The following is a 22,629-nucleotide window of genomic DNA, read 5'->3' on the forward strand; positions in this document are numbered from 1 at the left end:
AAGCTATTGGGGGAACTTTAAGCGGAGGACTTAAGGCGCTGCTCTTAAAGCCGCTCAACAAAAATAATACAGAGGAGAAACAGCAATGAAAACAGCATTATCAATCGCTGGGACAGATCCCAGCGGAGGGGCCGGAATTCAGGCCGATCTGGGGAGCGCAGATCAATGCGGTATTCGAGGACATTCCGCCTGATGCGGTCAAGATCGGCATGGTGGCCTCCTGTGGGTTAATTGAGAAGATCGCAGAGCGGCTAAATTTTTATCAAGCGAAAAATATTGTGGTTGACCCGGTGATGGTGGCCACCAGCGGCGACCGGCTGATCTCCGAAGAGGCGGTGGCCACGCTGAAGGCCGGCTTACTTCCTCTGGCGGCTGTAGCCACCCCTAATATCCCGGAGGCGGAGATTCTTTCTGGTATAACCATCCGCAGCGAGTCAGACATTAAGGCTGCTGCCAGACGCATCAGTGACACCTACGGCTGTGCTGTCCTCCTCAAAGGCGGACATAATATCAATGACGCCAACGATTTTCTCTATGGGGACGGCATCGGGACTTGGTTCTATGGAGCTCACATTGACAATCCAAACACCCACGGCACCGGCTGTACTCTGTCCAGCGCCATTGCCGCCAATCTGGCCAAGGGCTTTGACCTGCCCGTCTCCATCCAGCGGTCGAAAAACTATCTCTCTGGTGCGTTGGGAGCTATGCTTGATCTTGGAAAAGGCCGGGGGCCCATGCAGCACAATTTCAACCTGACCGGCGAATTCGCAAAGGAGGGTTCTTTTATCTAAAACCTAAATCCGTGAACTTCGTTACAAATTGCTTTCCAAACATCGCATTCTCCCGTCCCTTTTTTTGCAAATCCCTTCGCCTTTTCTATGATAAGCTGCCATACGCTCTTTACCGAAAGAAACCGATGGTTTGGAAGTTCCATCACAAAATTCCGTTCAGAACTATACTATCAGCAGAGTTAAAAAGTCCCGTTTTATCCAACTCTACCGTTGGTAAGTGTTCATTTTTATGCCGGATTTGTCTTTGTTTATGCCTTTATGCACTCTTTTAAACATTACTTTGAATGAACTGTTTGCAGGTGAGTACATTGCAAAATCTACGCTTCTACTAATTCTATTCTCCCCAGCCTAGCTGGGGAGAAGGGTTTTCATTTGCATCATCCGGAACACTAAATATACTCCTTTCTATCCCTTTCTTTGTACAGCTCTATCAGCTCCAATACCATGATCTTTATTACTTCCGTACTCATTGCCTGATCTTCCGCATGCAGCAAAAGCAAACTTTACCACACATTTTTTATCTAATCTGTCTTCTCAAGGCATTGTTGCACAGTTTATCAGCCATATCCTTTCCGATCAGACAAATTCCAAGCACTATCTGATCTTTCATACGGAAAATGATTTACTGCTGCGTACTTACATACAGCAACTGATGTGTGAATATTATGATCTGCAGTATCGCCGTTCTGAGATTATTGATGCTTATATGGTCATCATTTTCACACATCTTGCCACTCTATTTCAAAAGAACACTCTGAACCGCTATTCTTTGAATAAAATGAACCTTACTATTAAAATTCTTCAATATCTGGAGGATAATTTTAAGACTGCCACCCTGCTGACAACGGCGGAGACTTTTGGCTTCAGCACTGCCTATTTGAGTACATATTTGAAAAAGAAAACAGGCAAAACATTTACGGAGCTGATTATGGCTCAAAAAATGTCTCAGGCCTGTTTCCAATTGACTAATACGGATCTGCCAATCTATGAAATTGCGAATGGTATTGGTTATGAAAATCTTGGATTTTTTTATAAGAAGTTTAAAAGGTATTACGGGATGAATCCTCAGGAATATAGAAATAGGACTATGAACCGAATTTAAGAATTGAAAATAATCAGCTTGGTTTGATACCCAAAATATATATTCTATTACTCGCAAACAGCAAGCATATTTTTTATGAAACAATAAGCGAAAATATGGTATTATCAATGACAAAATCGCAACAATGAGGTGAGACCCATGAATACAGACCAGTTAAAGAGCTTTATCCAGGTTGCCGAAAACCTAAACTTTGCAAGAGCTGCTGAAATTTTAAAGATTACCCAGTCTGCCGTTTCCCGGCAGATTCATTCGCTGGAAGATGAACTGGGGACAAAACTTCTTCACCGCACCACCAGGACAGTTACCCTTACCCCTGCTGGAATCAGCTTTCTGGAAGATGCAAAAAATGTTATAGGCAGATTAAAAATTGCCGAACAGAAACTGCAGCGCCATCAAAGCACGAATTTGCAGGTCTTAACGATTGGCTGCCAGAGTGAGGCTAATCTGGACCTGCTCTGTAAGATACTGAAATCCTGCAGGGAACAGATACCGGGACTATATCCTTTTTTGAAAGTGATCCCCCACAGGTCCATTCTAAATCTCTTCTACCAGGAAGAACTGGATCTGCTGTTTGGATTCCAGGATGATATCCCAATAAAAAGCGATACCGTCTACAAAGAATTATTCCGGATACCACTGTGCTGTATTGTTCCCGCTGCGCATCCTTATGCGGCCAGGTCTGGGCTTGCAAAAGAAGAATTGTATCTGGAGAATATTGTTGTCTGCAACTCCTATGCAATTCCTGCCAAAGCCGCAGAAATGCAGAACCAGATTTCACAGCATATCCTGCCTGAATCCACTTATGTATGCGAAAACCTTCAGGTGCTTCTTACTCTTGTCAGGGCAGGATATGGCTGTTCTGTACTTCCACAGATGAATTTTGTAAATTCTGATATCTGTTCCGTCCCTCTAAAAAACAGCGAGCCATTATCCTATGGTCTCTTTTATAAAAAAAGTTCACAAAGTCCTTTGCTGAAAAAATTTATTTCTATCGTAACGAACACATCTTACCATTAGCTTTCCCGGTAAAAAGCGATATCACATACAAAACCCACTCCTGTGCGGAAACACTTTTATAATATGCGCCATCTGTATGTTTGCATCCGTCACACCAATCAGGCGCAGCAGGCCGTCACCAAAGAACAGGCTTAACCCCACCCTACTACCGTGATCGGAAAGATTACGCCGGTAGCGGCATTGCCCAGATAGCCCACGCCGCTGCCCACAAATATCTGGTCTACAATGTTGTAAAGGCACGAAATGATAAGGGAACAGATGCAGGGAATTGCAAACTTTTGCAGCAGCTTCCCCACTTTTTCCGTACCAAGATAGTTACTGTTTTCCATAATAATCCTTGTATGATGTTTATAGAAACAAAAACAACATATCCCATATCTTTAACTTTCTATAATCATAAATGTCCCATCTGAAAACTCTTCTTGATATTCCGATGAATTATGTTCATATTTCTCCAAATCATCATTTTTTCCTATCAAATAATCTACCAAGGAGGGTTTGAGACCCACGTTCAGTCTGACCATTTTATTTGTAAATGCATCTCTCACATCCCATGCTCCAATTATCAGTCCATTATTCACAAAAAACCGCCCCGCAAACTCAAGATCTGATTCTAAAATCTTCTCCCCTGACATTAGCTTTTCTGTAATCTCCCTTTTACCTGCAAGATAAAACAGTTTGGAATATTCATATAAATTACTTTTCATTGGATTCTTATCTTCATAAGCAAACTCGTTTGAAGGATCCGAAATGTAAATCCGGCTATATCTGCGGATAGCCCTTGATGTTGTACCAAAGCTGACTGCAGATACATATGAATGAGCTGGAACAATACCATGATTTTTTAAGTAATTTTCTCCATTTGTGCACTGTTCATGGCCATGTGTCAAAAAGCTTGTTGGTGTAGCCTGCATGGTTCCTTTCGATTCAAGAATTCCGATTGCTTTATCTTTGCTGCGGCAGTATACATAATCCGGTGTATATCCAGAGCACTTCTTCGAAATTCCACAACGCTTTGCATAATCTTTAAAGTCATACACCGCATATGCCCCCAAACGTTCTTTGGCATAAAAATAATTAATACCCTGAGCAATCTCTCCATGACGCGTAACCTTTGAAAAATCTTTCAGTATATCACGAAATTCATAATTAAATGCCAGGTATCCGTCTTTATCATCCAGCAATAGCTGAATTACTTCGGAATAAGATCTGGCAAACAAAGCAACTTGAGTACTATACTTATATGATTTTGTAAGCATACTTTTTGCCGTTGAAAGCAATAATTGAAAAAACGTTATCTCCAAATCCTTATGTACCGTTTTATACGGGTCATTTGCTGAATCCTTAATTGACCAATTTATGCTTTTCTGCTTTGGAAAAACTTGGGATTCATATTCCCAAACTTCAATTTTTCTTTTCCAGTTATTCATTATAAATCCTTTCATCATTTGTTTTGGTTATCATTTAGAAAAATCATAAATATTTCCTATTATCTTTCTATTTACGGATTACATTTCTTACAAGGATCATATCCCATAGCAATCACATCGTCCCTGTTTCCAGAATAAAACTGTTTATTCTTTTCGGCCATCTGCTTTACACTTCCACAGGCAGGATAATGAAACTTCTTCGTATTTGTATTTAATATATAATCTGTACCAGCCGGTGTGGGTTCCTGTTGTTCTACAGATTCTTGAGGCGCCGGCGTACCGGGCTCATTCCCATTTTGTGTATCCGGATTGCTGTCTTGCGATTCTGCCGGTTCCGGCTCTGCAGATGCTAACGCACGTTCATCCATCTGGCTGTTGCCGGTGGCATAATCTATAACAATATCAGGCTGTACATTATATACAAATACATTAAAACATATCCCGTCTCCCTCATCTTCCACAGACCAGCCCTCCAGCAGAACACCATAGGCCAGAAGATCATCCTCATCAAAAACAGGCGTTACCCTGTATAATACGTGGTTACCCGTTTCCTTCACATAATCAGCTGTCATATTCTCAAACGGGAGCATTCCCTGTACATTCAAATACCGGGTTCCGGTAATCAGATTCTTTTCATTTGCATTTTCTCCCGAAAGCTGATACCCAACCAAATGACATCTGTTATACAAATATTTTCCATCTACATTATCATATTTTATAGTCTGCCACCCGGAAGGCTTTATCTCTCCAATGTCTCCGCGTTCTTCCGTCGGCATCAGATCCGGTCCTATATTCGCACAGGCAATTCCGCATCGTCCCAATTCATCCAATTCCGAATAATATTCAAAAGATGCTGTTGGAAGATTGCTTTTCGTAAAAAAGGGAATATTACCGTTCATTACGGCATAAGGTTCACCGGCATAGTCCGGAATATCAACAGCGGATTCCGGTTCAAAGCTGGTAACAATTTCATCAATAGAAAGGACTTCTTCTATCTGTTCTTCTGCAGGGGATTCCTCTTCCGCCTCGTCTATTGATTCTTCTTCATTTACCTGAATCTCCTCAACTTCCAAGTCTGGCTCTGCAGCGGCAGAGCTTCCACAGGCTGAAACCGATAATACAACAGCAAATAAAAAGATTAATAGTAAAGTTATTTTATTGGTTTTTACGCTTGTATATCTTTCGTGTGATTTTCTCATGTGAGTTTCCTCCAAATTCTTTTGTTTCTGTAATTTCCCAATCCAGGTTTAAATCTATATCCAAGTAGGTATCTGCCGGATATGTCCGATTCCAGCAGTAAACAATCATAACCTCCAGCCGGTCTTCATATGGTTTCAATGGAATATTTTCTACAAAGCAGCAGCTGTCTTTAGGGGCACATTCAAATACATCATCTTCTGCTGCAATCCTATCCGGAACCGCACAAAAAAGTTTTGAGGAATATGTATTCATCCAGACTTTTCCTTCTGCAATGTCCAGCATATCTTTTAGAACAGCCTCGTCTCTGCTCTGCCGTCTATGATTAAACAGCATGCCATTCTTATCATCTACACAGATAAAAATTGTCATATCCGGTCCTCTCCTCATGTCTATTTGTTTCATAAGAATTGTACCACATTTGTGTTTCATATCCAATAGGCATAGAATTATGTAACATTTCTATGATTTTGATATAAATTTTGGCTCTCCCATCCACAATAGCTTTGAGCCGGAAGCCATCGCTGCCTTTATGGATGAAATCAATGACTTATTTTCCCATAGCGTTCCGATGCTTTGTACAGACAGCAGCTTACTGGATACCTTCGAAAAAGAAGGAAAGCTTTATGACAGCCTGTGGTGGCTGGATGGCCGGGAGCCGGAGTTTATAAGAGATGAAGGCAAGTCTTTGCTAGAGAATTTAAGAGACTTCCAAATTACCATGTCAGCGGCGCAGAAGCCAGTCGTTCCCCAAGAAACGGACGGACTGCCAATCACAGAAACCTTGGGAATGTCTTTTTGCAGCGGTGCGGGAGCATGGCAGACATTCCTTGGCTTGAATCCGGACGGCAGCTTTTCCGGGGAATATTCCGATGCTGATGCAGACGAGGTGTCTCTCTGTCATTTTCATGGAAGGTTTGGCAAAGTTGAAAAGCTCACGGACGCTTCCTGGCTGCTGACGCTTGAAGAACTGGTGCTTGACACCGGCCGCAGCGTGGGAGAAGAATGGGATGAACTGGATGGCGGTTATGTCCTTCATTTTATTTCCAGCGACCCCTATGGTCTTAATGACTTGGACGGCGCCGCCCTCAAACCTGGCGCACATTTCATCCTCTACAGCCCGGACGCTGCCGGCCATGAACCGGGCACAGAACTGTATGGTGCGGTAGAGTTCCAGTCCTGGATGCACAATCACAGGGAATTTAACAGTGCTGACGATATTCTGGAATGCTGGGGGCTGCAAAATCTGGAAACCGGGCAAGGTTTTTTTGAAGATTACAGATACAGTGAATTAGACGGGGGACGGATTTATAGAAACAAATAATGTTACTGGGCACGGAGTGAACAGTAACACCAAATAATATCACATAATGTCGTTTTTTTTTAAAGTCACTTGCAAAATGGAACATACAGTGTTATAATTTCCGCAGCAAAGTAAACAGGGGAGCTTGTGTGACAGGCTGAGAGGAAGGCAGACCTTCGACCCTTACACCTGATGCGGATAATGCCGTCGGAGGAAGCTGCCAAGGGGCGTATACTTTTTTAGGGGCATCCTGTCGGGATGTACCCTGTTTTTTGTTGTCTGCAGGGAAAAAAATAATGCGAGCAGCCTCAGCCTGCCACAGATTGAGGGGGGGAACGCCGCCATACGAAAATGTCTTCTCCCAGCTCAAAGGAGTAAAAGCTATGTTTGAAAAAATGTTTGAGAATGTCAGACAGAAATCCCCCCTGATCCATAATATCACGAACTATGTCACCGTCAACGACTGCGCCAACATGCTGCTGGCCTGTGGCGGGTCGCCCATCATGGCGGACGATCCGGAGGACGCCGTGGAGATTACAGCCATCTGCAACGGGCTGAACATCAACATCGGAACGCTGAACCAGCACACCATTCCCTCTATGTTTGCCGCCGGAAAACGGGCCAGCGAACTGGGGCGCCCCGTAGTGCTGGACCCAGTGGGGGGCTGGAGCCTCCACGCTGCGGACGGACACAGCTCTGGAACTGCTGAAAAAGGTGAGGTTTACCGTGATCCGCGGCAACATTTCGGAGATCAAGACCCTGGCTCTGGGCAGCGGCACTACCAAGGGTGTAGACGCTGACGCAGCGGATAAGGTGACAGAGGAAAACCTGGACAAGACGCTGGTCTTCGCCAAGGATTTTGCCCGGTGCGTTGGGCGCTATGCTGGATCTGGGAAAAGGCCGGGGGCCCATGCAGCACAATTTCAATCTGACCGGCGAATTTGCAAAGAAGGGGTCTTTTATCTAAAGCAGATTCAATTATAATGTTTCCAACGGATTTATTACCGGTTCTTCGTACTGGTACATCTTTGTTAGGGATGGCCCGCTGCTTCTGCTATTGTATCCAATCGCAAATGTAAACAGCGTCATCCCAACAGTGGAAACAATCCAAATCCTATCGTCCTGCGCTGTGCAGCGCATAGCCTCCATAGGGGATACCGATGCCGCACCTGTCAGAATACCCATGGGAAAGGCCTGCAAAAACAGCCTGCACACCGCCGGAAGCAGTGGTATCTAAACCGCAAAAGCTAAAAATGTGCAGAAAAAGCCAAGGGGCTTTCGTAACAGGAAACCTCTTGGCTATGAAAATAACATTCCATTTTATCTCTTGGTAATTGGCAGTAATAATGATCTCTGCTGACTTCTCGCCATTCGTTGTTACTACGGATTTCCTATGTGTTGTGTAGTTCCATCCGCTGACGAGACGAGACCTCCCCAGGTAAGAACACAATCTTTCACTCCATATATCTGCCACATTTACCACAGTTAGTTCTAGTAGTCCGTATTGGAAATATGCACAAGGATTTCCGGTACGGACTACTAGGTAGTTATTGGACTTCGGCTTGACATGCAGTCTTATCCCTAACTGCAGCCTGATGTGATTTCTGTTCGTCAGACCAGATCTTTGCCTCCAGCTTTCTTCATTCCACCTCACGATGTACACCCTTGCTCCTGGCTATACACTTCCCACTACCAGGGCGTGTTACAGACTTTCAGCGATTAGATTGCGCACATACTGGGCACACATGACAGACCGCCGCATATGGCGGCCTACCATATGCGGCGGTTACTTTTGCAGGATTACTTCATTGATAAGCTGCCCCATCTTGATAATTTTACTTCACAATATACGTCACAGGCTCAGAAGTATTTATTCTCGCATACATTTCCTCAAATCCTGCATAACGCTCCAACCCTTCCTCCACATTTGCCTCCAATGCCCGAAAGTGCTCATCGCGTTCTGCTTCTGTGTCAAAGTAAATGATATTGTTTCCAGACAGGTCATCTGCCAATGCACTGGTTTTTTCTGCTGGTGTGCCATAAATATCATCTGACTGCACCGGCACAGCCGTTTTTATCTCTTCTGCATCAGCACCCACAGCCTTTCCACCATCCTTGAAAAAAATTCCAAAGCTGTCATCAACCAGCGGAATAGAATCCGGCTTGGTCACTATTTCTGTCTCGCTGCCCGGCCCCACAGATTCGGCCTGCTGTGGCTGTGCATTTGCAGAAGTGGCAAATGCTGCTGCAGTTCCCACAACAATAAACCCGGTCATGATAAGTGAAAAAACTGTAGTTTTCTTAATCTTCATAATTGCAGTTATCCTTTCTTCAATCGCATTTTTGCTAAAATTGTTACACAGAGGGGTCAATCCGCTCCGTGTCTCCTCCATACTGATCAATGCCCGTGCATAGGCCGCTTTTGTACTTTCACCGAAAAGGCGGACAACTGCCTCGTCACATGACAGTTCAATATCCCGGTTGGCATGAACGTACATAATCCAGACCAGTGGGTTAAACCAATGTGCACACAGCACCACGATCAATACTAATTTCCTAATACTGTCAAAACGCCGGATATGCACATACTCGTGGGCCAGAACATATTCCAATAAATCTGTATTTTCCCACTTTGTAGATGCAGGCATCAAAATCACCGGGTGAAGTACGCCATATGTGAGCGGTGCAGAAAACCGGCCGGACTGCCGGATGGAAATCCTGCGCCTCTGCTGATGGACGCTTAACCAGTTTTCAGTGAAGTCATTCCTCACCGGAAGGGATGTCTGGAACTCCTTCTGGCATTTCCAATATGCCAGACTAAAAAACACCGCACAGATCAACACGCCAGCAGCCCATACAATCGTCCATGCGGAAACCGCATTCGCAGCATTTGTGATGCTGCCCGGCATAGACGCTGCCTGCCCTGATGCCCCAATCGGCAGTTCACGAATGGCCTGTGAACCATTTCCAGGTGCATGGCTGCCCATCAGCGAATACACGCTAAACGCAGACGGGATAGAAAAGGGAACCATCAGCCGCACAACCGATATCCCCCAAAGTGCATTAAAAGTCTTTTTGGATAATATATTGATTGCCAAAGCACGTATGGCGATGACCGCTAAAATCAGTATGCCCCCGGCAAAACTCATCTGAAGCAGACTCATCCACATCACCTCACTCCAGATCATTGACAATCTGTTTCAGCTTTTCAATTTGTGCGGCACTCAACTTTTTCCTCCCCAGCAAAGCGGCAAACAGCTTATCTACGGAGCCGTCATACATTTTGTCAATCAGCTCATTTGTCTCTGCCTCCTGGACTTCCTCTTTCGGAACAAGCGCATGGCACATGAATCCCGGTTCGGAGCGTTCAATTGCTCCTTTTTTAATACAACGCTTGATCAGGGTATAGGTTGTGTTTACATTCCACCCCAATTCCCCGGTAAGCAGCTTGGCGATATACTTAGCCGGAACATCTCCATTACGCCAAAGGACAGACATCACTTTCAGTTCAGAATCAAACAGCTTGATGTCCATTTAACAGCACCTCCTTTTTAAGACTGTAGTAGTAGATACAAATACATACTACCACAGTCTTAAACCTCCGTCAATACTACTGTGGTCTTAAATTTTAAAATAATTATGGAATATATTGGAATATTTGAAATGAATTTAGATTTAATTCAAGCAGATATGCCCTATACTATCACAGAAACCTCTGACTTTTACCCCGCCTATGAGGAATTCCGCATAAATCTGCTAAGATATATTTACATAAAGGTACTGTCGATAGACGGCTAGTCCGAATTCAAGTCAACAAAAATAGCCGCCTACCGTTATGGCAGCACCCTTATAAATATTTTTGGCAGAAAATTCATTTTGCTTTTTAAAATTTCTAAGCTTTTTTCTTACGATTTCTTTGCACAACCGCACTCTTAAACGCCTTCATCATGGCTGGCGACAACTCCCCACAATCCTCATCAAAGTTAATTGGGCTTTTTTTCGCCTCTTCAACCTCTTTTAATTGTTCTTCCGTAGGTTTTTGTCCACTTTCAATAATTAATGTTCTGGTCATAATAAAGCTCCTTTTCTGCACTAGTTGCAAGTCTGGCTGAAATTAATCGAATCGTCTCCTTTCGTTCTGTAAATACTACAAACAGTACATCGCCGACTTTCCCTATCGCAATATATCTATCCTCATCAACACTATGCTCAAAATCAAACATTTCAATGTAATGAGGATCATCAAAAACATATGCTGCCGTTTCAAAAGAAATTTTATGTTTTTCCTTATTAATAATATTTTTTTCTTCGTCCCACTCAAATTTTATTTTTGGCCGTTCCTCTTAGATTATTCTACGTTAACAGTATACCATTAAATAAGCAATCCATCAATTGCATTTTCCCTAATCTCTTTTCAGGTCTTAATATAGGAAATAGCAAAACCCCCTGCAAATGGCATTCTCACACCATTCACAAGGGTTTCTTCATTCAAAATAACCAGGCAAACTTCGCCTTATGCATTCATCTGTTTTGCGAACTTTCCCTTTTCTGCGTCCAGGTCAAACAACCCTGGAACTATGTATTTTAGAGGGCACTGAAAAACTCCCACTTTTTTGTTGGGAGTTTTCTTATCTCTATATAAACAGCATCTGTGTACAAGTTTGCTCTAAAGCATGCAAGGAAAAGCGTTCCCTTACTGCATAACCGGCTCCGTCAGCCTCGTGATTCTCTTGACATTTGCCACAAATGCTGTGATATACATTTGCAGTTCCATGGCAAACAGCCCTCTCGAATCCGCTCTGCGTAATCCGTGGGCTTCTTTTAATTCCCCATTCTTTTCTTCAATCCGATGACGAATCTTCATCCGTTCCCTGAAATATTCACTCTCCTCAAATTTTAGTCTTTCCAGGTTCTTTTCGCTTGCCTGGGTAATGCTGTAACTCCGTTCCTTTGATTTCCCTCTCCCTACACGGCAGCTTTCTCTTAACGGGCATTTCCGGCATCCTTATTGTAACAGAATCCTTCTTCCAGTTTTCCGTTTGCTGCCGCTGCCAACGCCGTATTTGTCCGTGCAATTAATGTAATCCCTTCGCCACAGGCTTCCAGATTATCATCGCTGACATATGCCATATCTGTCTGGGCGCTACTGATCAGAGTTTCTTACCTTTCCCTCTAAAATATAATCACAATATCTAACTGCCATTGCCCATGCTTCAAGCGCATTATTCTGTAATATTTGATTTTTTATATAAGCCATTTATTCACATTCCCTATTTTGTAATAAATATAATCTAACATCTTGTTCCCCATGCTCGTGCCGCTCTAAACGATTCCAATATACAATCTTACGGATTCGACTTTCTGTTACTCTTAATCCAGTTTCTTTTATAACATCTGAAACCCTTTGTTTCATTTCCTGTCCTCTTTCCAAAGCATCCAAAACTATCTTCTCTAAATATTCCGGTTTTCGTTTATCTCCTAAATCTGAAAACAAAGCGGTTGCTGCAGCCAAAGCAGTCCTCATATATTGCGCATGATCTTTGAACAAATCGCTATCTATATAAAATCCTTTGCTCTCTATAAACTGGCTACAAAATGTGATTACCGTGCGCGTGTTGCCTTCTCGATACGGATGCACTTTCCAAAGTTCAGCTAAATATTTTGAAAATATTTCTGCCACTTCATCAATAGATGCCTTTTCCCAAGTGCACTGGTTCATTTTATCTAAGACAAATGTGGCATCTTTTACAATATTGTCCTTATTCTTTCATCTTATATTTTTTGTCTAAAACTTTACGCATATCCTCTGTGGTCATTTCTCCACGACTTTCTTTTTCAATTAATTTTTTAAATTCTGGGGATGGCTCTAATCCGTCTACTTTAATCATACCTAATGCATAATCCCATTTCTTATCTGTACTGACTAGCATAAAATCAACTCCCAATTTCTGTTTTTTATATTCTACCATACGCTATAAAAAATATCCATTACAACTTTTATAGCATATTGACACTATGAATAAAAATTCTCTTTTGAAAATTTTTTAATATATTAAATTGCACATTAATATCTTATATCCAATAAAATATATCTCTTGATTACATTTCAACTAAAAAGGAAAGCCATATCTATTAATAGATATAGCTCTCCATTATTCCCTATATGTTCTTTTGTTACCATACTTTTTAGATAAATTTCCAAAATCTTTAGAAAGATTTTCTCTCCAAACTTCATTAACGATGGCTCAACGCTATAATCTACCATCCACCTCGGAATAAATATCTATCTCCTGCATCCTCACTATTATAAATTTCTTAATTGACATGTGTGGCACATATCTAACCCTATTTTAGACTAATACGACACTTTTATAAATATCCTATTAAAAAAACCTTTTCTATATCATTAATGCTTGGATACGCTCTCTACATATCAAACAAAAATTATAAACCAAAGGTGCGATATAACCATGCCTTGCTGTCAACTAACATATGAAGAATTCTTACTATGTATATGGTGTCTGCATCAATCACATAATATATTTTATAATTACGATAGTAATCCTTGCGGACACCCAACTTTGCAAGCAATTCATCTTCATCCAGTTCATTCCTCTCAGGGAAGTTAGACAATGAATCAATCTGTGCCCTAATACCTTTTACTGTATTCTGAGCCGCAGTCAGATTTTTAAGCTCATATGCAATATAATCACCTGTATTTTCCAAATCCTGCTCTGCCAGTTCGGTGACTTCAATTTTGTACTGTTTCATTTTGCGTATTTCTTCTCCAATCTGTCACACACCGTATGGAAGTCTTTTGTCTTTCCCTCCTTGATTTGTTCTAACCCTGCCAACACAAGGCCACGGACTTCTTTCTTCTGTTCATTTAATGCTGCTTGATAATCAGCTCTTACTACAACAGCCATAGAAACCATCCTTTCTAAATCTAGTATATTCTATAATGAGTAAAATATTTCTCTTGCCTCTTTTACCCTTATGATACCTTAACCTTGCAAGCTTTTCAACAAACAATTTAAAATTGCTTGACTTTCTTTACCCATATACTCAAATTTGATTACAAGCGTTCCCAAAATGCTTTATCCACAAATCCTATCAACAATGGCTCAACGCCGTAATCCTCACCTTCCTGACATCCACTCCAGAATAAGCCTCCATCCTCTGCGTCTTTGCCACTCCAAATTTCTTAATCTCCTCCTCTATCTTATTGTCCAGTACATGCGTATAGATATTAAGAGTAATACTGATACTGGAATGCCCCAGTACTGCCTGCACAACCTTCGGCTCCATTTTATTCTCAAAGCATCTGGTAGCAAAGGTATATCTCAATGTATGCGGATGAAAATCCCGAATCACTTTCGGTTCCCTGTTTTCCTGAACTGCCGCTACAGCCTCTTTTTCACGTATCCGCAATATTATCTTCTTTATTTCCTTTTCTACAATGTATCTGCTGCAGGGGCTCCCCATTCCAGTGGTAAAGACCAAATCCTCAAATTCTTCCTTTCCTCTCCACCGGCCGCCTAACTCTTTTTTCAATGAAAGCTGTTTCTCCCTCTGTGATTTCAGTATTTCTTCCATCTCACCTATAAATGGTATCTGCCTTGTAGAATTTACGGTTTTCGGTGTCACAAGAATTTCCTTTTTTACACCGTTGCAATAACTACAGCTCAAAGAACGTCTGATAAAAATTACTTGTTTATCCATATCAATATCACACCATTTCAACCCTCCAAGCTCTGCTTTTGTCAAGCAAAATCTAAAAAAAAATATCATTTCCCACTCTCAACAAAAAAGACACCACAGAACAAGCTCCATGATGTCTTTCCCATATTATTCCCTACATTGCTTTATTGCAGAGCAACCACTTCTTTCTCTCCCAACACTTTGGAGAAAAAGCCATCATCCATTTTCCAGACTATTTCAATCCGTTCCTCATTATAAACCTGCACACTGTCAATTACAGTAACCAGTTTGTCTTTATCAAACGTTTCGAGCGACAACAGACTTTCCAGCTCTGCCCCTCGTTCTTCTATGTGCTGCATCTGTTCCTTGATCTGTATTACCTCGTCTTTCAGTTCTGGTATGCTGTTTTCTATTTCCAAGATCCGGCTGGCGGCACTTTCACACTTTTTAAGATACTGCTCTTTCGTGATATTTCCGGAACGGTAATCCTCATAAAGCCTAAGTTTTCTTGAGGACAGCCTCTTTCCCTCCGCTCCCAGCATCTTTATTTTTTCTTCAATTGCTGCCGTCTGCGACCATTCCTTTTTCTTTCCGGACGCCTCTGCCGCCACCATGCTCGCCATAATTCGGGTACAGGATAATACCGTATTTTCTAATTGTTCCTTATCCACATGGATTGTTTTGCATTCTGCAATGCCTGAAATTGCTGCCTGCCCGCAACGGTAAGCGTTTCCCCAACTGGTCAGAGTAAGCCGCCTCCTACAGTACGGACAGATAAGGATGGGCTGCGCTTTCCGTCCTGTCGGCACATTTTTCTTTTTATGCGTAAATGCATTTGCATTTGCCATATCAAACAGTTCCTGCGTCACAAGGGGCTCATGTGTCCCCTCTATAATGATCCATTCAGACCTGTCATTTTTTATCCGCCGTCTTGAACCGGCTGCCGCCTGCCTTGTCTTATTCCAGATTGTCCTTCCAAGATAAACCTCATTCTTTAACATATCGCCAATGGTGGTAATGGTCCATAGCTTTTTCTCCTTTTCCCTGTGGCTTTTTCTTTTCAGCCCCATCGCCTGGAAGTGTTCCATGCAGGTAGGCGTTCCCTGCCCGTTAAGGAACCGTGCGATCTCCGGTTTCTTCTTCCCCTTTGCCGCCATCGTGAATATCATTCGCACAATTTCCGCTGCTTCTTCATCGGGGAGCAGCTGGTGGACATTTTCCGGATTCTTTAAGTAGCCGTAAGGCATGAGCGCACCCATGTATTCACCACGGGCGGCTCTTGTCTCCATTGCGCTCTTTACCTTTTTTGACAAATCCCGGCTGTACATGGAATTGATGATGTTTTTCAGTACGATGCTCATTCCCCCTGTCATTCCCATGCAGTCCTCGCTGTCAAACTGATCATTTACGGAAATGAAGCGTATCCCAAGCAACGGGAAAATCCGTTCCAAATAATTTCCCGTCTCTAAATAATCTCTTCCAAATCTTGAAAAATCCTTTACAATAATACAGTTCATTTTTCCACGCTTTGCGTCATCCATCATTCTCCGGAAAGCCGGCCTTTGAAAGAGGACCTCGCTGTAACCGTCGTCAATCTTTTCTGCCACGACTTCAATCTCCGGGTGCCGGGCAATATAATCATCAATCAGCCGCCGCTGGTTGGCGACGCTGTCGCTTTCCACCGTCTTATCATCGGTATAAGAAAGACGGATGTACTTAATGGCTTTGTAAACCTGCATAAAAAAACACTCCTTTCATTGCGCAGAAAAATCCCCGCAATCCAAGAAGTGTGGCTGTGCCGTATTCAATTCCTTTTCCAGTTCTTATTGTACCACGCCCCTGTGGGAAAGTCAGCCCTTTTCCTAAAATAATCCGGCTCACCGTAAGATTCCCTTGATACATTCCTCCAGGGTAGCGCCGCCTGCGGCAAAGCTGGCCTGTACGGTGAACCGCCCGCATTTGAAGCGGTAAGGGTCTTTGATCTGCCGTACAAATTCGGCGATCCGTTCCTCACGGGAAAGCTCCTTATCAACGGCAACCTCCCGGCTGTCCACCAGTGCGCCGGTTCTGCCGGCAACAACCGTATTTTCCATAATACCAACTCCTTCCTGAAAATTTCTGGCTATCGAAACCACATGAATAAGTCGGGCCTGCGCTCATACACTCACAGACCCGGCCCATTGTATCTGATTTCGATCAGCTGCCGTATTTGCCACGCCCCCCGGCAGGCCCTGAACGAACAGGGCAGGGCTGTTACAGGCTGCGGATAGCGTTGCCGCATCATAGCCCCGCATACGCCGCCGCTTTGCCAGAGCAGGCGCACGCCGCAGGAACTCTCCCCAAGTCTTTAGGGAGCCGTGAGGAAGTACCATTATGATCTGTGCCGTTGTCGCGTCCGGCCTGCCACAGCCGGTTTCGTGGGTTGCGTTTACCGCTCGGACAGCCTGGATTCATCACCTCCTTAGGCCGCCTGTCACCGCGCCGCCCCATCTGCCGCTCGGAACACAGAATGAAGTACCTGTAACAGCGTGTATTCGGTTGTCAAGGAGCAAGCGAGGGGCGTGGCAGTTATGACAGTTTTTCAGTTGGGGCGGGCCGGAGCATATGCTGTACGGCCACACCCGCCAGGCTTGTCCCGCCGGATAAATATGTCCCTCTATTATTCATTTCATTTTTGAGGGTTATTTTCGGGGGCAGGATTAAATTTCTTCCAGAATTTTTTTAGGCGTCGGAGCCCGCGCTGGATTCCTTCATGCACGGAGCTTACCGCCGAGTGTTCGCTTTTGGCAATTTCGGAAAGACTCATTCCCAACAGATAGTGCGAGCATATCCGGTTCCGCTGCTTTTCAGGCAACAGGGTAATGGCCCGGTACAGCCGCCCATGTTCTTCCTCATGGATCAGAATATCTTCCGACGCAAGCACGACCACAAGGGCATCACGTTCAACATTCTTGTCATAGTCCAGAGAAAAATATGCCTTATGCCGGTATGTACGCAGGAAATGGGCTGCCTCGCTTAATTTATATTCCCGGAGCAGGTCGGCCACCTCGTCCGGCACTTCAACAATATTATCTTTCGTATAGAACGGGTAATAGTCCCGCAGATTGATTTCTTTCATGTGTAATTCCTCCGATTTCGATTTTTTTAGTTGATAGGCAAAATCGAAATCAGAGGGTGGGGAGCGACACCCCGGACTATCACCTGCAACAGAGGCAGCAGGAAAGTTTGTCTGTTTTGTAGATAAGAAAAGAGCGCGTACCCGTTTTGTTACAGGCGCGCGCTTAATGGAACATTTTGCTGATTGCTGGGAGAAAAAATAAAAATATGTCGATACAAAAAGTGCCGCAGCTTTTTGAACTGCGGCACTAAAATATATTTGGCTATTTTTTTGTCGTTTCCTGTGAAAATATAGGACTTTTCTAATGTTCATGTCTGCCCCCATATCTGGGGGAGTATAAATGGATTTGTCACTATCCTTTGATATATCCCCCAACCTGTTACATGGGGGATATTATACAGGGGCATATTCGCTTTTTATCGCCAGCCTTTCCCGGTAATGTCCTAAAAATGCCCTAAATTTATCTGTCATATTCCAGCATCAAATTTATAACCGACGCCTCGCACACTGATAACATATTCAGGTGCTTTAGGTGCAATTTGAAGTTTCTGGCGAAGGCGGCTCAACAGATTATGGATTGTTTTCGGTGTAACGTCAATATATTCTTCGCCCCAAACATGGTAAGCTATGGTCTCAAAGGTCAATACCCGTTTCTTGTTGACAATCAGTAAGTGGAGTGCATCGAATTCTTTAGCTGTTAATTCTATCTCCTGACTGCCGACACACACCGTTCTTTCTTCCAGGCAAAAATACAGATCACCTTCCCGGATTTCCAATAATGGTTGAACTGAACCATTCTGGAAACCGTGACATTTAGAAACAGTACATAGGAAAATATCGGGAAAATCACTCAGATTTTCTCTATTAAGAATATACTGCAATAAATCTTTCTGCTGCTCTGTATCAAGCAAAGCAAACAATTTTTCTCCAATTTGTCTGCCGGATTCAGATATATCCAATACGGCTAATTTCCCATGTCACCACCTCTTTCAAATCAACTTTATTTCAAGATTTTTACCATTATTTTGAATCTTCAACAAAATACATAATTCTCCGTATCAGCTCTGGAATATTTATACCTCAAAATCCTCTGATTTGAAATTACAATAATATCTTCCCTTAGTCGCTGTAAATTTTAATACGCAATAGTCAGGGTCAGTCACTCCTTCTTTATAATACGCAGTATCGCCATCTTGCCAAATTCGCTCTTTTGCCTCTGCGGTTTCCAGCACTTCCATTGTTCCAATCAGACTAATACCGCGGAAGAAGCGTTTATCAATAAAATAAACGCTTGCTTTGCTGTTCTTCTTGAAATACTTTACTTTATTTGAAGACGTATTCGTCGAAAACCAAATTGTCTTAATTCCGTTTCTTTCTCTAGGTTTTAGCATTGCCTTTGTAATTGGATAACCGTTATCATCTACATAGGCGATAAAACTTGTACTTGCCTTATCAATAATTTTTCCGATAGTTTCTTCTGGATTTCTCATCATAATAAATTTCCTCCTAAACTGTGATTTTTCAGTATGCCAAACTGTGATTGCGCACCTATTCATCGGCTCTGCGTCTATGCGTCTGGCTCTGTGATAATGTTTTGTTCTCCCCTATAAACACCGATTATAGTATTCGTTCCTATTTCTCAAAAACTACAAAAGCACATTCGTAAGGATGGGCGCAATACAAACTTTCTCGCTTATCAGCTAATATACTTCTCAGTATAAGTTGAAAATCTCCGCCACCTGATAAAATCATGTATTCTGCCGCAAAAAATAGTAGTAACTGATTTGTCATCACCGCAACCACTGCACCCCCACCTCCTAAAACCAATGTAGGCATAGCAGTTCCTAACAGATATTGCCACTTTTTCAACGGTTCGAAGCAAGTGCAATATGGAGATAAAGTACTCCAAACGATTCCGAAATCAATCGCATGAAAATGATTTTTTGCAAAAATCGCCCAAGTAATTCCATGTATTAGCTCATGCACGATAATCAGGCATAGAATAAGCAGAGGCAACGCCACAGCATATCCCCAGGAAATACCATCTAAATTAAAACCATTCACATTATTGTAGAGCCAAAATGTTAAAGCCATAAACGGAAACATGACTAAAAGAGCAAAATACTTTGCTTTTTGTGTATTGATAACCACATTCTTCATTTTATATCCTTTTTGTTGCATTTCAGAGCTTATTTTTTCAAAGCAATCTTTACGTTTCAGTTCTTTTTCTGTTAATTTTCTTTTATCGTCAGCCATAGATAATTCCTAATTTGAATTTAACGCTTTTTTAGTTCGGCAATAGCACCATAATGTAAAATATCAAATTCATTAGGCGCAATATGTTCAAGGAGTGTTCTATGCTCTTGTTCCCACATAGAAATTTCTTTTTCGGTAAGCGAAGCACCAATTCCACGACACGCTTTCATTCTTCCATTCCAGCTTTCATGGGTGAATGGTATTCTTACAGTAAATTCTTCGTGATGTACAAGTTCAAAGTTTTCTTTATAGCAATCGGGTATGTCTATTTGATGTATCGTTTCTCCTGCACCACTCCAGTTAGGACTATATTTTAATACAAGTTTTTCACTTGCTCCCGCAATTTTATCCTCAAATGGAAGCCATGCCATATATAAAACAAGAATCTTTCCCTCTTTTTTAAGCATACGATAAAACTTAGGCATAACAATTTCATGGTTAAAATACCAAAAACACTGACAGGCTGTGATTACATCAAAAGAATTATCTGAAAAACTTATATCTTCTGTTGGCACAACGCAATAATCTATATCCATATCTTTTGAAAGGATTTTGGCTTGTTCAATTTGATTTCCTGAAATATCGGTAGCCCTCCACTTCGCCCCATACTGGTACATATTTCTGGGAAGAACCCCTGTCCCTGTTCCAACATCAAGGATAGATTGTCCGTCTATACATAATTTGCGGTCAACAATTTTTTGATAAAATTCTTTTGGATAAATATCACGGAACTTTGCATAATCTAAAGAGGTTTTCCCCCAATCAAAAGGTTTTCCGTTATCTATATCTCTATCAGTTATCTTCATACTATGCCTCCATAAATTTCTTTTGCCCGACAAACCGGAATTTTACTTTTTTCTTTTCTCTATCATAACCGATGACACAATCGCATATACAATCGCAACTATTACAACTCCTATTACTAAATAAACCAGCCAGACCGTTTGTAAAATTATATTAATTGTATTAATCAAAAATATAATTCCAATTAAAAGAAAGACAATCCCCGATTGTTTGTAGTGTGGTTTCTTATCCATGTTTTTTCTCTACTGCTTTGATGCATAAATATATGCATTGTTAAACAAGAACCCTTTTTCATTAAACTGCAAGTAACTAAATACAAAACATATAATTGCTATTACACCCAATACAATCGCTCCAACTATATTTCCCATAGCATTAACCTCCGTAAATCCCGATTGAGATTTCACCTGTTTTAAGAAATTTAATAACTGTTATATTTTGTTATTAAATTCTCCGCAAACCATTGAAAACACTGGATTTGTCGCAGGTGAGCTTTCCCTTATTGTTTCCCTTGTGTTATATCGTCCCACCAGTGTTTACGAACTCTGATAAGGGAAAATACAAGGGCAAAAAAATTATATAAAACAGTATAACACAAAATAAAAGTGACATGGTGAACTGATTGAAATGCTTCTGATTTTTGTAGCAAATAATTGATTGAACGATAAGGAGATAAGATACGATGAGAACAATATTTGCAGAATATAATCCCGGACGAAACAGCATTGATGTTTATACCAGTGCAGACTATATGCTTCGCATTGACTGCTGGGAAGCAGAAAAGAATTTGAGAACCACACCCGGATCAGATTGTGCATTAAACACACTTGCCATTGATGAACCACTAGAATATGCGAGACTGTATCTTGATGGGAATTTACAGATGTGGGTAGATGCAGAAGATTCCTTGACATTATAGTAATGTTCAAAAAAAGCTCTCTGTGCAATGCACAGGAGCTTTTTATATGTAGACCTCTATTTATTTGTGCTGTCTGCATCAATTACAGACTGAATCTGCTTCATAAGGGCATCATAGTTGTCCTTGTTATCAATTCCGCCGAGCATTGGTTCGCCTACAATATTGCCATTTCTGTCAACAAGTATAGTTGTTGGAAAGGCCATGATTTCTGAGGCATATTTACCGGCAGCACTAGAGGAGTCAATTGACAGATTACGATATTTGACACCCTGGCTTTCAAGAACAGAGGCAGCCTCTTTGATAGCTGTTTTATTGCCATCGAAGGTCTCAGTGTTGATGCCAACAACTTCTCCGCCCATTGATTTGATAGCATCATTTAATTCGTTAAGCTTGGATAATTCAGCGACACATGGTTTGCAGCCGGTAAACCAGAAATTGACGACTGTTACTGCATTACCGGAAAACAGGCTGTCATCAACCTTATTGCCATCAAAATCCTCACCGGAAAAATCACTGAATACAGATGAGGCTTTAGAGCTGTCCTTCTTGTTATCGTCTGATGATGTATTTTTGTTTTCAAGCTCTGCTATCTGTTCCTCAATTTTTCGTATGGTTTCAATATCCTCATTAAGCGTTTTAAGCTCATCGTCTGTGAATGAATTCTTGTTTGATTCTACGGTACCGGCAAGATAATCAGCATAATTTCCGTTTGGATCGGCGTCACTTTTGTTCATCATGCCAAATGCCTTGTTCCACACATCAGCGTGATCTGCAAAAAGCTGATTTTCCTGCTGATATAAATCATCAAGCCTGGAATCTGATTTGCCGGATGCTTCTGAGCCGGCTTCAGTCTGAGTGTTCTTAGAATCTGTTGTGGAAGCTTGCTTTACGCCACATGCTGTAAGTGATAATGCTATGCAGAGTGTAAAAATAGAAATAAATGATAATTTGTTTTTCATGAGTAATTTCTCCTTTAAAATAATAGTAAAAT

At 41.9% G+C, this 22,629-nt stretch carries 27 protein-coding genes, 3 pseudogenes and 1 riboswitch; of the genes and pseudogenes, 6 read left to right on the forward strand and 24 right to left on the reverse strand.

Features of this window, described 5'->3' with window-relative positions; genetic code table 11:
- Positions 1-85 precede the first annotated feature (85 nt).
- The 3 genes and pseudogenes from thiD (at position 86) to VV089_RS10890 (ending at position 2,910) form a co-directional block, all read left to right on the forward strand.
- A pseudogene (gene thiD / locus VV089_RS10880) lies at positions 86-791 on the forward strand (bifunctional hydroxymethylpyrimidine kinase/phosphomethylpyrimidine kinase).
- A 469-nt stretch (positions 792-1,260) separates the two neighbouring features.
- On the forward strand, positions 1,261-1,893 hold the full coding sequence (locus VV089_RS10885) for a helix-turn-helix transcriptional regulator (RefSeq protein WP_334335890.1): 633 nt from the start codon (positions 1,261-1,263) through the stop codon (positions 1,891-1,893).
- A gap of 138 nt (positions 1,894-2,031) precedes the next feature.
- Positions 2,032-2,910, forward strand: a complete 879-nt coding sequence (locus VV089_RS10890) for a LysR family transcriptional regulator (RefSeq protein WP_172540455.1) — start codon at positions 2,032-2,034, stop codon at positions 2,908-2,910.
- Positions 2,911-3,041: 131 nt separating this feature from the next.
- On the opposite strand, the gene VV089_RS10895 is transcribed toward VV089_RS10890, so the two are convergent.
- The 4 genes from VV089_RS10895 to VV089_RS10910 all read right to left on the reverse strand — a co-directional run bounded on the left by VV089_RS10895 (position 3,042) and on the right by VV089_RS10910 (position 5,942).
- Entirely contained in the window at positions 3,042-3,239 is a 198-nt protein-coding gene (locus tag VV089_RS10895; RefSeq protein WP_334335891.1) for a hypothetical protein, read from the reverse strand.
- Positions 3,240-3,290: 51 nt separating this feature from the next.
- The gene (locus VV089_RS10900; RefSeq protein ID WP_334335892.1) at positions 3,291-4,340 is read right to left on the reverse strand and encodes a hypothetical protein; all 1,050 of its coding nucleotides are present in this window, start codon (positions 4,338-4,340) and stop codon (positions 3,291-3,293) included.
- A gap of 71 nt (positions 4,341-4,411) precedes the next feature.
- Positions 4,412-5,413, reverse strand: coding sequence for a DNA/RNA non-specific endonuclease (locus VV089_RS10905; RefSeq protein WP_334335893.1), 1,002 nt, complete (start codon positions 5,411-5,413; stop codon positions 4,412-4,414).
- A gap of 82 nt (positions 5,414-5,495) precedes the next feature.
- Entirely contained in the window at positions 5,496-5,942 is a 447-nt protein-coding gene (locus tag VV089_RS10910) for a hypothetical protein (RefSeq protein ID WP_334335894.1), read from the reverse strand.
- Positions 5,943-6,069: 127 nt separating this feature from the next.
- On the opposite strand from VV089_RS10910, the gene VV089_RS10915 reads away from it, so the two are divergent.
- Both VV089_RS10915 and VV089_RS10920 read left to right on the forward strand, forming a co-directional pair.
- Positions 6,070-6,861: a hypothetical protein gene (locus VV089_RS10915; protein WP_172540451.1), complete on the forward strand. Its 792-nt coding sequence runs from the start codon at positions 6,070-6,072 to the stop codon at positions 6,859-6,861.
- A 106-nt stretch (positions 6,862-6,967) separates the two neighbouring features.
- Positions 6,968-7,073, forward strand: a riboswitch (TPP riboswitch).
- A 150-nt stretch (positions 7,074-7,223) separates the two neighbouring features.
- Positions 7,224-7,716, forward strand: a pseudogene (locus tag VV089_RS10920) (hydroxyethylthiazole kinase); the annotation flags it as partial.
- 959 nt (positions 7,717-8,675) lie between these two features.
- Here VV089_RS10920 and VV089_RS10925 read toward each other — a convergent pair.
- The 19 genes and pseudogenes from VV089_RS10925 to VV089_RS25250 form a co-directional block, all read right to left on the reverse strand.
- The gene (locus VV089_RS10925) at positions 8,676-10,004 is read right to left on the reverse strand and encodes a M56 family metallopeptidase (protein WP_334335895.1); all 1,329 of its coding nucleotides are present in this window, start codon (positions 10,002-10,004) and stop codon (positions 8,676-8,678) included.
- Between the two features lie 10 nt (positions 10,005-10,014).
- Positions 10,015-10,374 carry a BlaI/MecI/CopY family transcriptional regulator gene (locus tag VV089_RS10930; protein ID WP_172540449.1) on the reverse strand — a complete coding sequence of 120 codons (360 nt, stop codon included), beginning with the start codon at positions 10,372-10,374 and terminating at the stop codon, positions 10,015-10,017.
- Positions 10,375-10,732: 358 nt separating this feature from the next.
- Positions 10,733-10,912, reverse strand: coding sequence for a hypothetical protein (locus tag VV089_RS10935; RefSeq protein WP_120418853.1), 180 nt, complete (start codon positions 10,910-10,912; stop codon positions 10,733-10,735).
- Positions 10,890-11,168 (reverse strand): BrnT family toxin, encoded by a 279-nt coding sequence (locus tag VV089_RS10940; RefSeq protein WP_334336246.1) that lies wholly within the window; start codon positions 11,166-11,168, stop codon positions 10,890-10,892. Before VV089_RS10940 ends, VV089_RS10935 begins: the two co-directional genes overlap by 23 nt.
- A 365-nt stretch (positions 11,169-11,533) precedes the next feature.
- Positions 11,534-11,782 (reverse strand): annotated as a pseudogene (locus tag VV089_RS10945) (transposase); the annotation flags it as partial.
- 41 nt (positions 11,783-11,823) lie between these two features.
- Positions 11,824-11,970: a hypothetical protein gene (locus VV089_RS10950; RefSeq protein WP_334335896.1), complete on the reverse strand. Its 147-nt coding sequence runs from the start codon at positions 11,968-11,970 to the stop codon at positions 11,824-11,826.
- A 127-nt stretch (positions 11,971-12,097) separates the two neighbouring features.
- Complete coding sequence (locus VV089_RS10955; RefSeq protein ID WP_334335897.1) at positions 12,098-12,559, reverse strand: Fic family protein; 462 nt, start codon at positions 12,557-12,559, stop codon at positions 12,098-12,100.
- Positions 12,560-12,599: 40 nt separating this feature from the next.
- Positions 12,600-12,809, reverse strand: coding sequence for an antitoxin VbhA family protein (locus tag VV089_RS10960; RefSeq protein ID WP_334335898.1), 210 nt, complete (start codon positions 12,807-12,809; stop codon positions 12,600-12,602).
- 475 nt (positions 12,810-13,284) lie between these two features.
- Positions 13,285-13,611, reverse strand: coding sequence for a type II toxin-antitoxin system RelE/ParE family toxin (locus tag VV089_RS10965; protein WP_334335899.1), 327 nt, complete (start codon positions 13,609-13,611; stop codon positions 13,285-13,287).
- Positions 13,608-13,766: a hypothetical protein gene (locus VV089_RS10970; protein WP_172543394.1), complete on the reverse strand. Its 159-nt coding sequence runs from the start codon at positions 13,764-13,766 to the stop codon at positions 13,608-13,610. Before VV089_RS10970 ends, VV089_RS10965 begins: the two co-directional genes overlap by 4 nt.
- A gap of 187 nt (positions 13,767-13,953) precedes the next feature.
- The gene (locus VV089_RS10975; protein WP_172543393.1) at positions 13,954-14,631 is read right to left on the reverse strand and encodes a tyrosine-type recombinase/integrase; all 678 of its coding nucleotides are present in this window, start codon (positions 14,629-14,631) and stop codon (positions 13,954-13,956) included.
- A gap of 74 nt (positions 14,632-14,705) precedes the next feature.
- Positions 14,706-16,280: a recombinase family protein gene (locus VV089_RS10980; RefSeq protein ID WP_334335900.1), complete on the reverse strand. Its 1,575-nt coding sequence runs from the start codon at positions 16,278-16,280 to the stop codon at positions 14,706-14,708.
- A gap of 138 nt (positions 16,281-16,418) precedes the next feature.
- A complete protein-coding gene (locus tag VV089_RS10985) occupies positions 16,419-16,634 on the reverse strand; it encodes a DUF6870 family protein (RefSeq protein WP_334335901.1) in 216 nt (71 codons plus the stop codon).
- Positions 16,635-17,209: 575 nt separating this feature from the next.
- Complete coding sequence (locus VV089_RS10990) at positions 17,210-17,971, reverse strand: sigma-70 family RNA polymerase sigma factor (RefSeq protein WP_334335902.1); 762 nt, start codon at positions 17,969-17,971, stop codon at positions 17,210-17,212.
- 155 nt (positions 17,972-18,126) lie between these two features.
- Positions 18,127-18,618, reverse strand: coding sequence for a winged helix-turn-helix domain-containing protein (locus VV089_RS10995; RefSeq protein ID WP_334335903.1), 492 nt, complete (start codon positions 18,616-18,618; stop codon positions 18,127-18,129).
- Between the two features lie 114 nt (positions 18,619-18,732).
- Positions 18,733-19,152 (reverse strand): pyridoxamine 5'-phosphate oxidase family protein, encoded by a 420-nt coding sequence (locus VV089_RS11000; protein ID WP_004055990.1) that lies wholly within the window; start codon positions 19,150-19,152, stop codon positions 18,733-18,735.
- Between the two features lie 139 nt (positions 19,153-19,291).
- A complete protein-coding gene (locus VV089_RS11005; RefSeq protein WP_172543388.1) occupies positions 19,292-19,915 on the reverse strand; it encodes a DUF3267 domain-containing protein in 624 nt (207 codons plus the stop codon).
- A 20-nt stretch (positions 19,916-19,935) separates the two neighbouring features.
- On the reverse strand, positions 19,936-20,721 hold the full coding sequence (locus VV089_RS11010; protein WP_172543387.1) for a class I SAM-dependent methyltransferase: 786 nt from the start codon (positions 20,719-20,721) through the stop codon (positions 19,936-19,938).
- A gap of 42 nt (positions 20,722-20,763) precedes the next feature.
- Positions 20,764-20,952 carry a hypothetical protein gene (locus tag VV089_RS25250; RefSeq protein WP_442891522.1) on the reverse strand — a complete coding sequence of 63 codons (189 nt, stop codon included), beginning with the start codon at positions 20,950-20,952 and terminating at the stop codon, positions 20,764-20,766.
- Positions 20,953-21,401: 449 nt separating this feature from the next.
- On the opposite strand from VV089_RS25250, the gene VV089_RS11015 reads away from it, so the two are divergent.
- A complete protein-coding gene (locus VV089_RS11015; RefSeq protein WP_074731292.1) occupies positions 21,402-21,638 on the forward strand; it encodes a DUF6061 family protein in 237 nt (78 codons plus the stop codon).
- Between the two features lie 56 nt (positions 21,639-21,694).
- On the opposite strand, the gene VV089_RS11020 is transcribed toward VV089_RS11015, so the two are convergent.
- Positions 21,695-22,597 (reverse strand): TlpA disulfide reductase family protein, encoded by a 903-nt coding sequence (locus tag VV089_RS11020; RefSeq protein ID WP_120409704.1) that lies wholly within the window; start codon positions 22,595-22,597, stop codon positions 21,695-21,697.
- Positions 22,598-22,629: the final 32 nt, after the last annotated feature.

This window comes from Candidatus Merdisoma sp. JLR.KK011, from assembly GCF_036941125.1.
Taxonomy (GTDB): Bacteria; Bacillota; Clostridia; order Lachnospirales; family Lachnospiraceae; genus Laedolimicola.

Excerpts from the sequence above, each read along its gene's own strand:
- VV089_RS10890 (WP_172540455.1), top strand. The coding sequence starts at position 2,032 with ATGAATACAGACCAGTTAAAGAGCTTTATCCAGGTTGCCGAAAACCTA.
- VV089_RS10895 (WP_334335891.1), bottom strand. The coding sequence starts at position 3,239 with ATGGAAAACAGTAACTATCTTGGTACGGAAAAAGTGGGGAAGCTGCTG.
- VV089_RS10900 (WP_334335892.1), bottom strand. The coding sequence starts at position 4,340 with ATGAATAACTGGAAAAGAAAAATTGAAGTTTGGGAATATGAATCCCAA.
- VV089_RS10910 (WP_334335894.1), bottom strand. The coding sequence starts at position 5,942 with ATGAAACAAATAGACATGAGGAGAGGACCGGATATGACAATTTTTATC.
- VV089_RS10915 (WP_172540451.1), top strand. The coding sequence starts at position 6,070 with ATGGATGAAATCAATGACTTATTTTCCCATAGCGTTCCGATGCTTTGT.
- VV089_RS10925 (WP_334335895.1), bottom strand. The coding sequence starts at position 10,004 with ATGAGTCTGCTTCAGATGAGTTTTGCCGGGGGCATACTGATTTTAGCG.
- VV089_RS10930 (WP_172540449.1), bottom strand. The coding sequence starts at position 10,374 with ATGGACATCAAGCTGTTTGATTCTGAACTGAAAGTGATGTCTGTCCTT.
- VV089_RS10935 (WP_120418853.1), bottom strand. The coding sequence starts at position 10,912 with ATGACCAGAACATTAATTATTGAAAGTGGACAAAAACCTACGGAAGAA.
- VV089_RS10950 (WP_334335896.1), bottom strand. The coding sequence starts at position 11,970 with ATGGCATATGTCAGCGATGATAATCTGGAAGCCTGTGGCGAAGGGATT.
- VV089_RS10955 (WP_334335897.1), bottom strand. The coding sequence starts at position 12,559 with ATGAACCAGTGCACTTGGGAAAAGGCATCTATTGATGAAGTGGCAGAA.
- VV089_RS10960 (WP_334335898.1), bottom strand. The coding sequence starts at position 12,809 with ATGGTAGAATATAAAAAACAGAAATTGGGAGTTGATTTTATGCTAGTC.
- VV089_RS10965 (WP_334335899.1), bottom strand. The coding sequence starts at position 13,611 with ATGAAACAGTACAAAATTGAAGTCACCGAACTGGCAGAGCAGGATTTG.
- VV089_RS10970 (WP_172543394.1), bottom strand. The coding sequence starts at position 13,766 with ATGGCTGTTGTAGTAAGAGCTGATTATCAAGCAGCATTAAATGAACAG.
- VV089_RS10975 (WP_172543393.1), bottom strand. The coding sequence starts at position 14,631 with ATGATATTTTTTTTTAGATTTTGCTTGACAAAAGCAGAGCTTGGAGGG.
- VV089_RS10980 (WP_334335900.1), bottom strand. The coding sequence starts at position 16,280 with ATGCAGGTTTACAAAGCCATTAAGTACATCCGTCTTTCTTATACCGAT.
- VV089_RS10985 (WP_334335901.1), bottom strand. The coding sequence starts at position 16,634 with ATGGAAAATACGGTTGTTGCCGGCAGAACCGGCGCACTGGTGGACAGC.
- VV089_RS10990 (WP_334335902.1), bottom strand. The coding sequence starts at position 17,971 with ATGAACATTAGAAAAGTCCTATATTTTCACAGGAAACGACAAAAAAAT.
- VV089_RS11000 (WP_004055990.1), bottom strand. The coding sequence starts at position 19,152 with ATGATGAGAAATCCAGAAGAAACTATCGGAAAAATTATTGATAAGGCA.
- VV089_RS11005 (WP_172543388.1), bottom strand. The coding sequence starts at position 19,915 with ATGGCTGACGATAAAAGAAAATTAACAGAAAAAGAACTGAAACGTAAA.
- VV089_RS11010 (WP_172543387.1), bottom strand. The coding sequence starts at position 20,721 with ATGAAGATAACTGATAGAGATATAGATAACGGAAAACCTTTTGATTGG.
- VV089_RS25250 (WP_442891522.1), bottom strand. The coding sequence starts at position 20,952 with ATGGATAAGAAACCACACTACAAACAATCGGGGATTGTCTTTCTTTTA.
- VV089_RS11015 (WP_074731292.1), top strand. The coding sequence starts at position 21,402 with ATGAGAACAATATTTGCAGAATATAATCCCGGACGAAACAGCATTGAT.
- VV089_RS11020 (WP_120409704.1), bottom strand. The coding sequence starts at position 22,597 with ATGAAAAACAAATTATCATTTATTTCTATTTTTACACTCTGCATAGCA.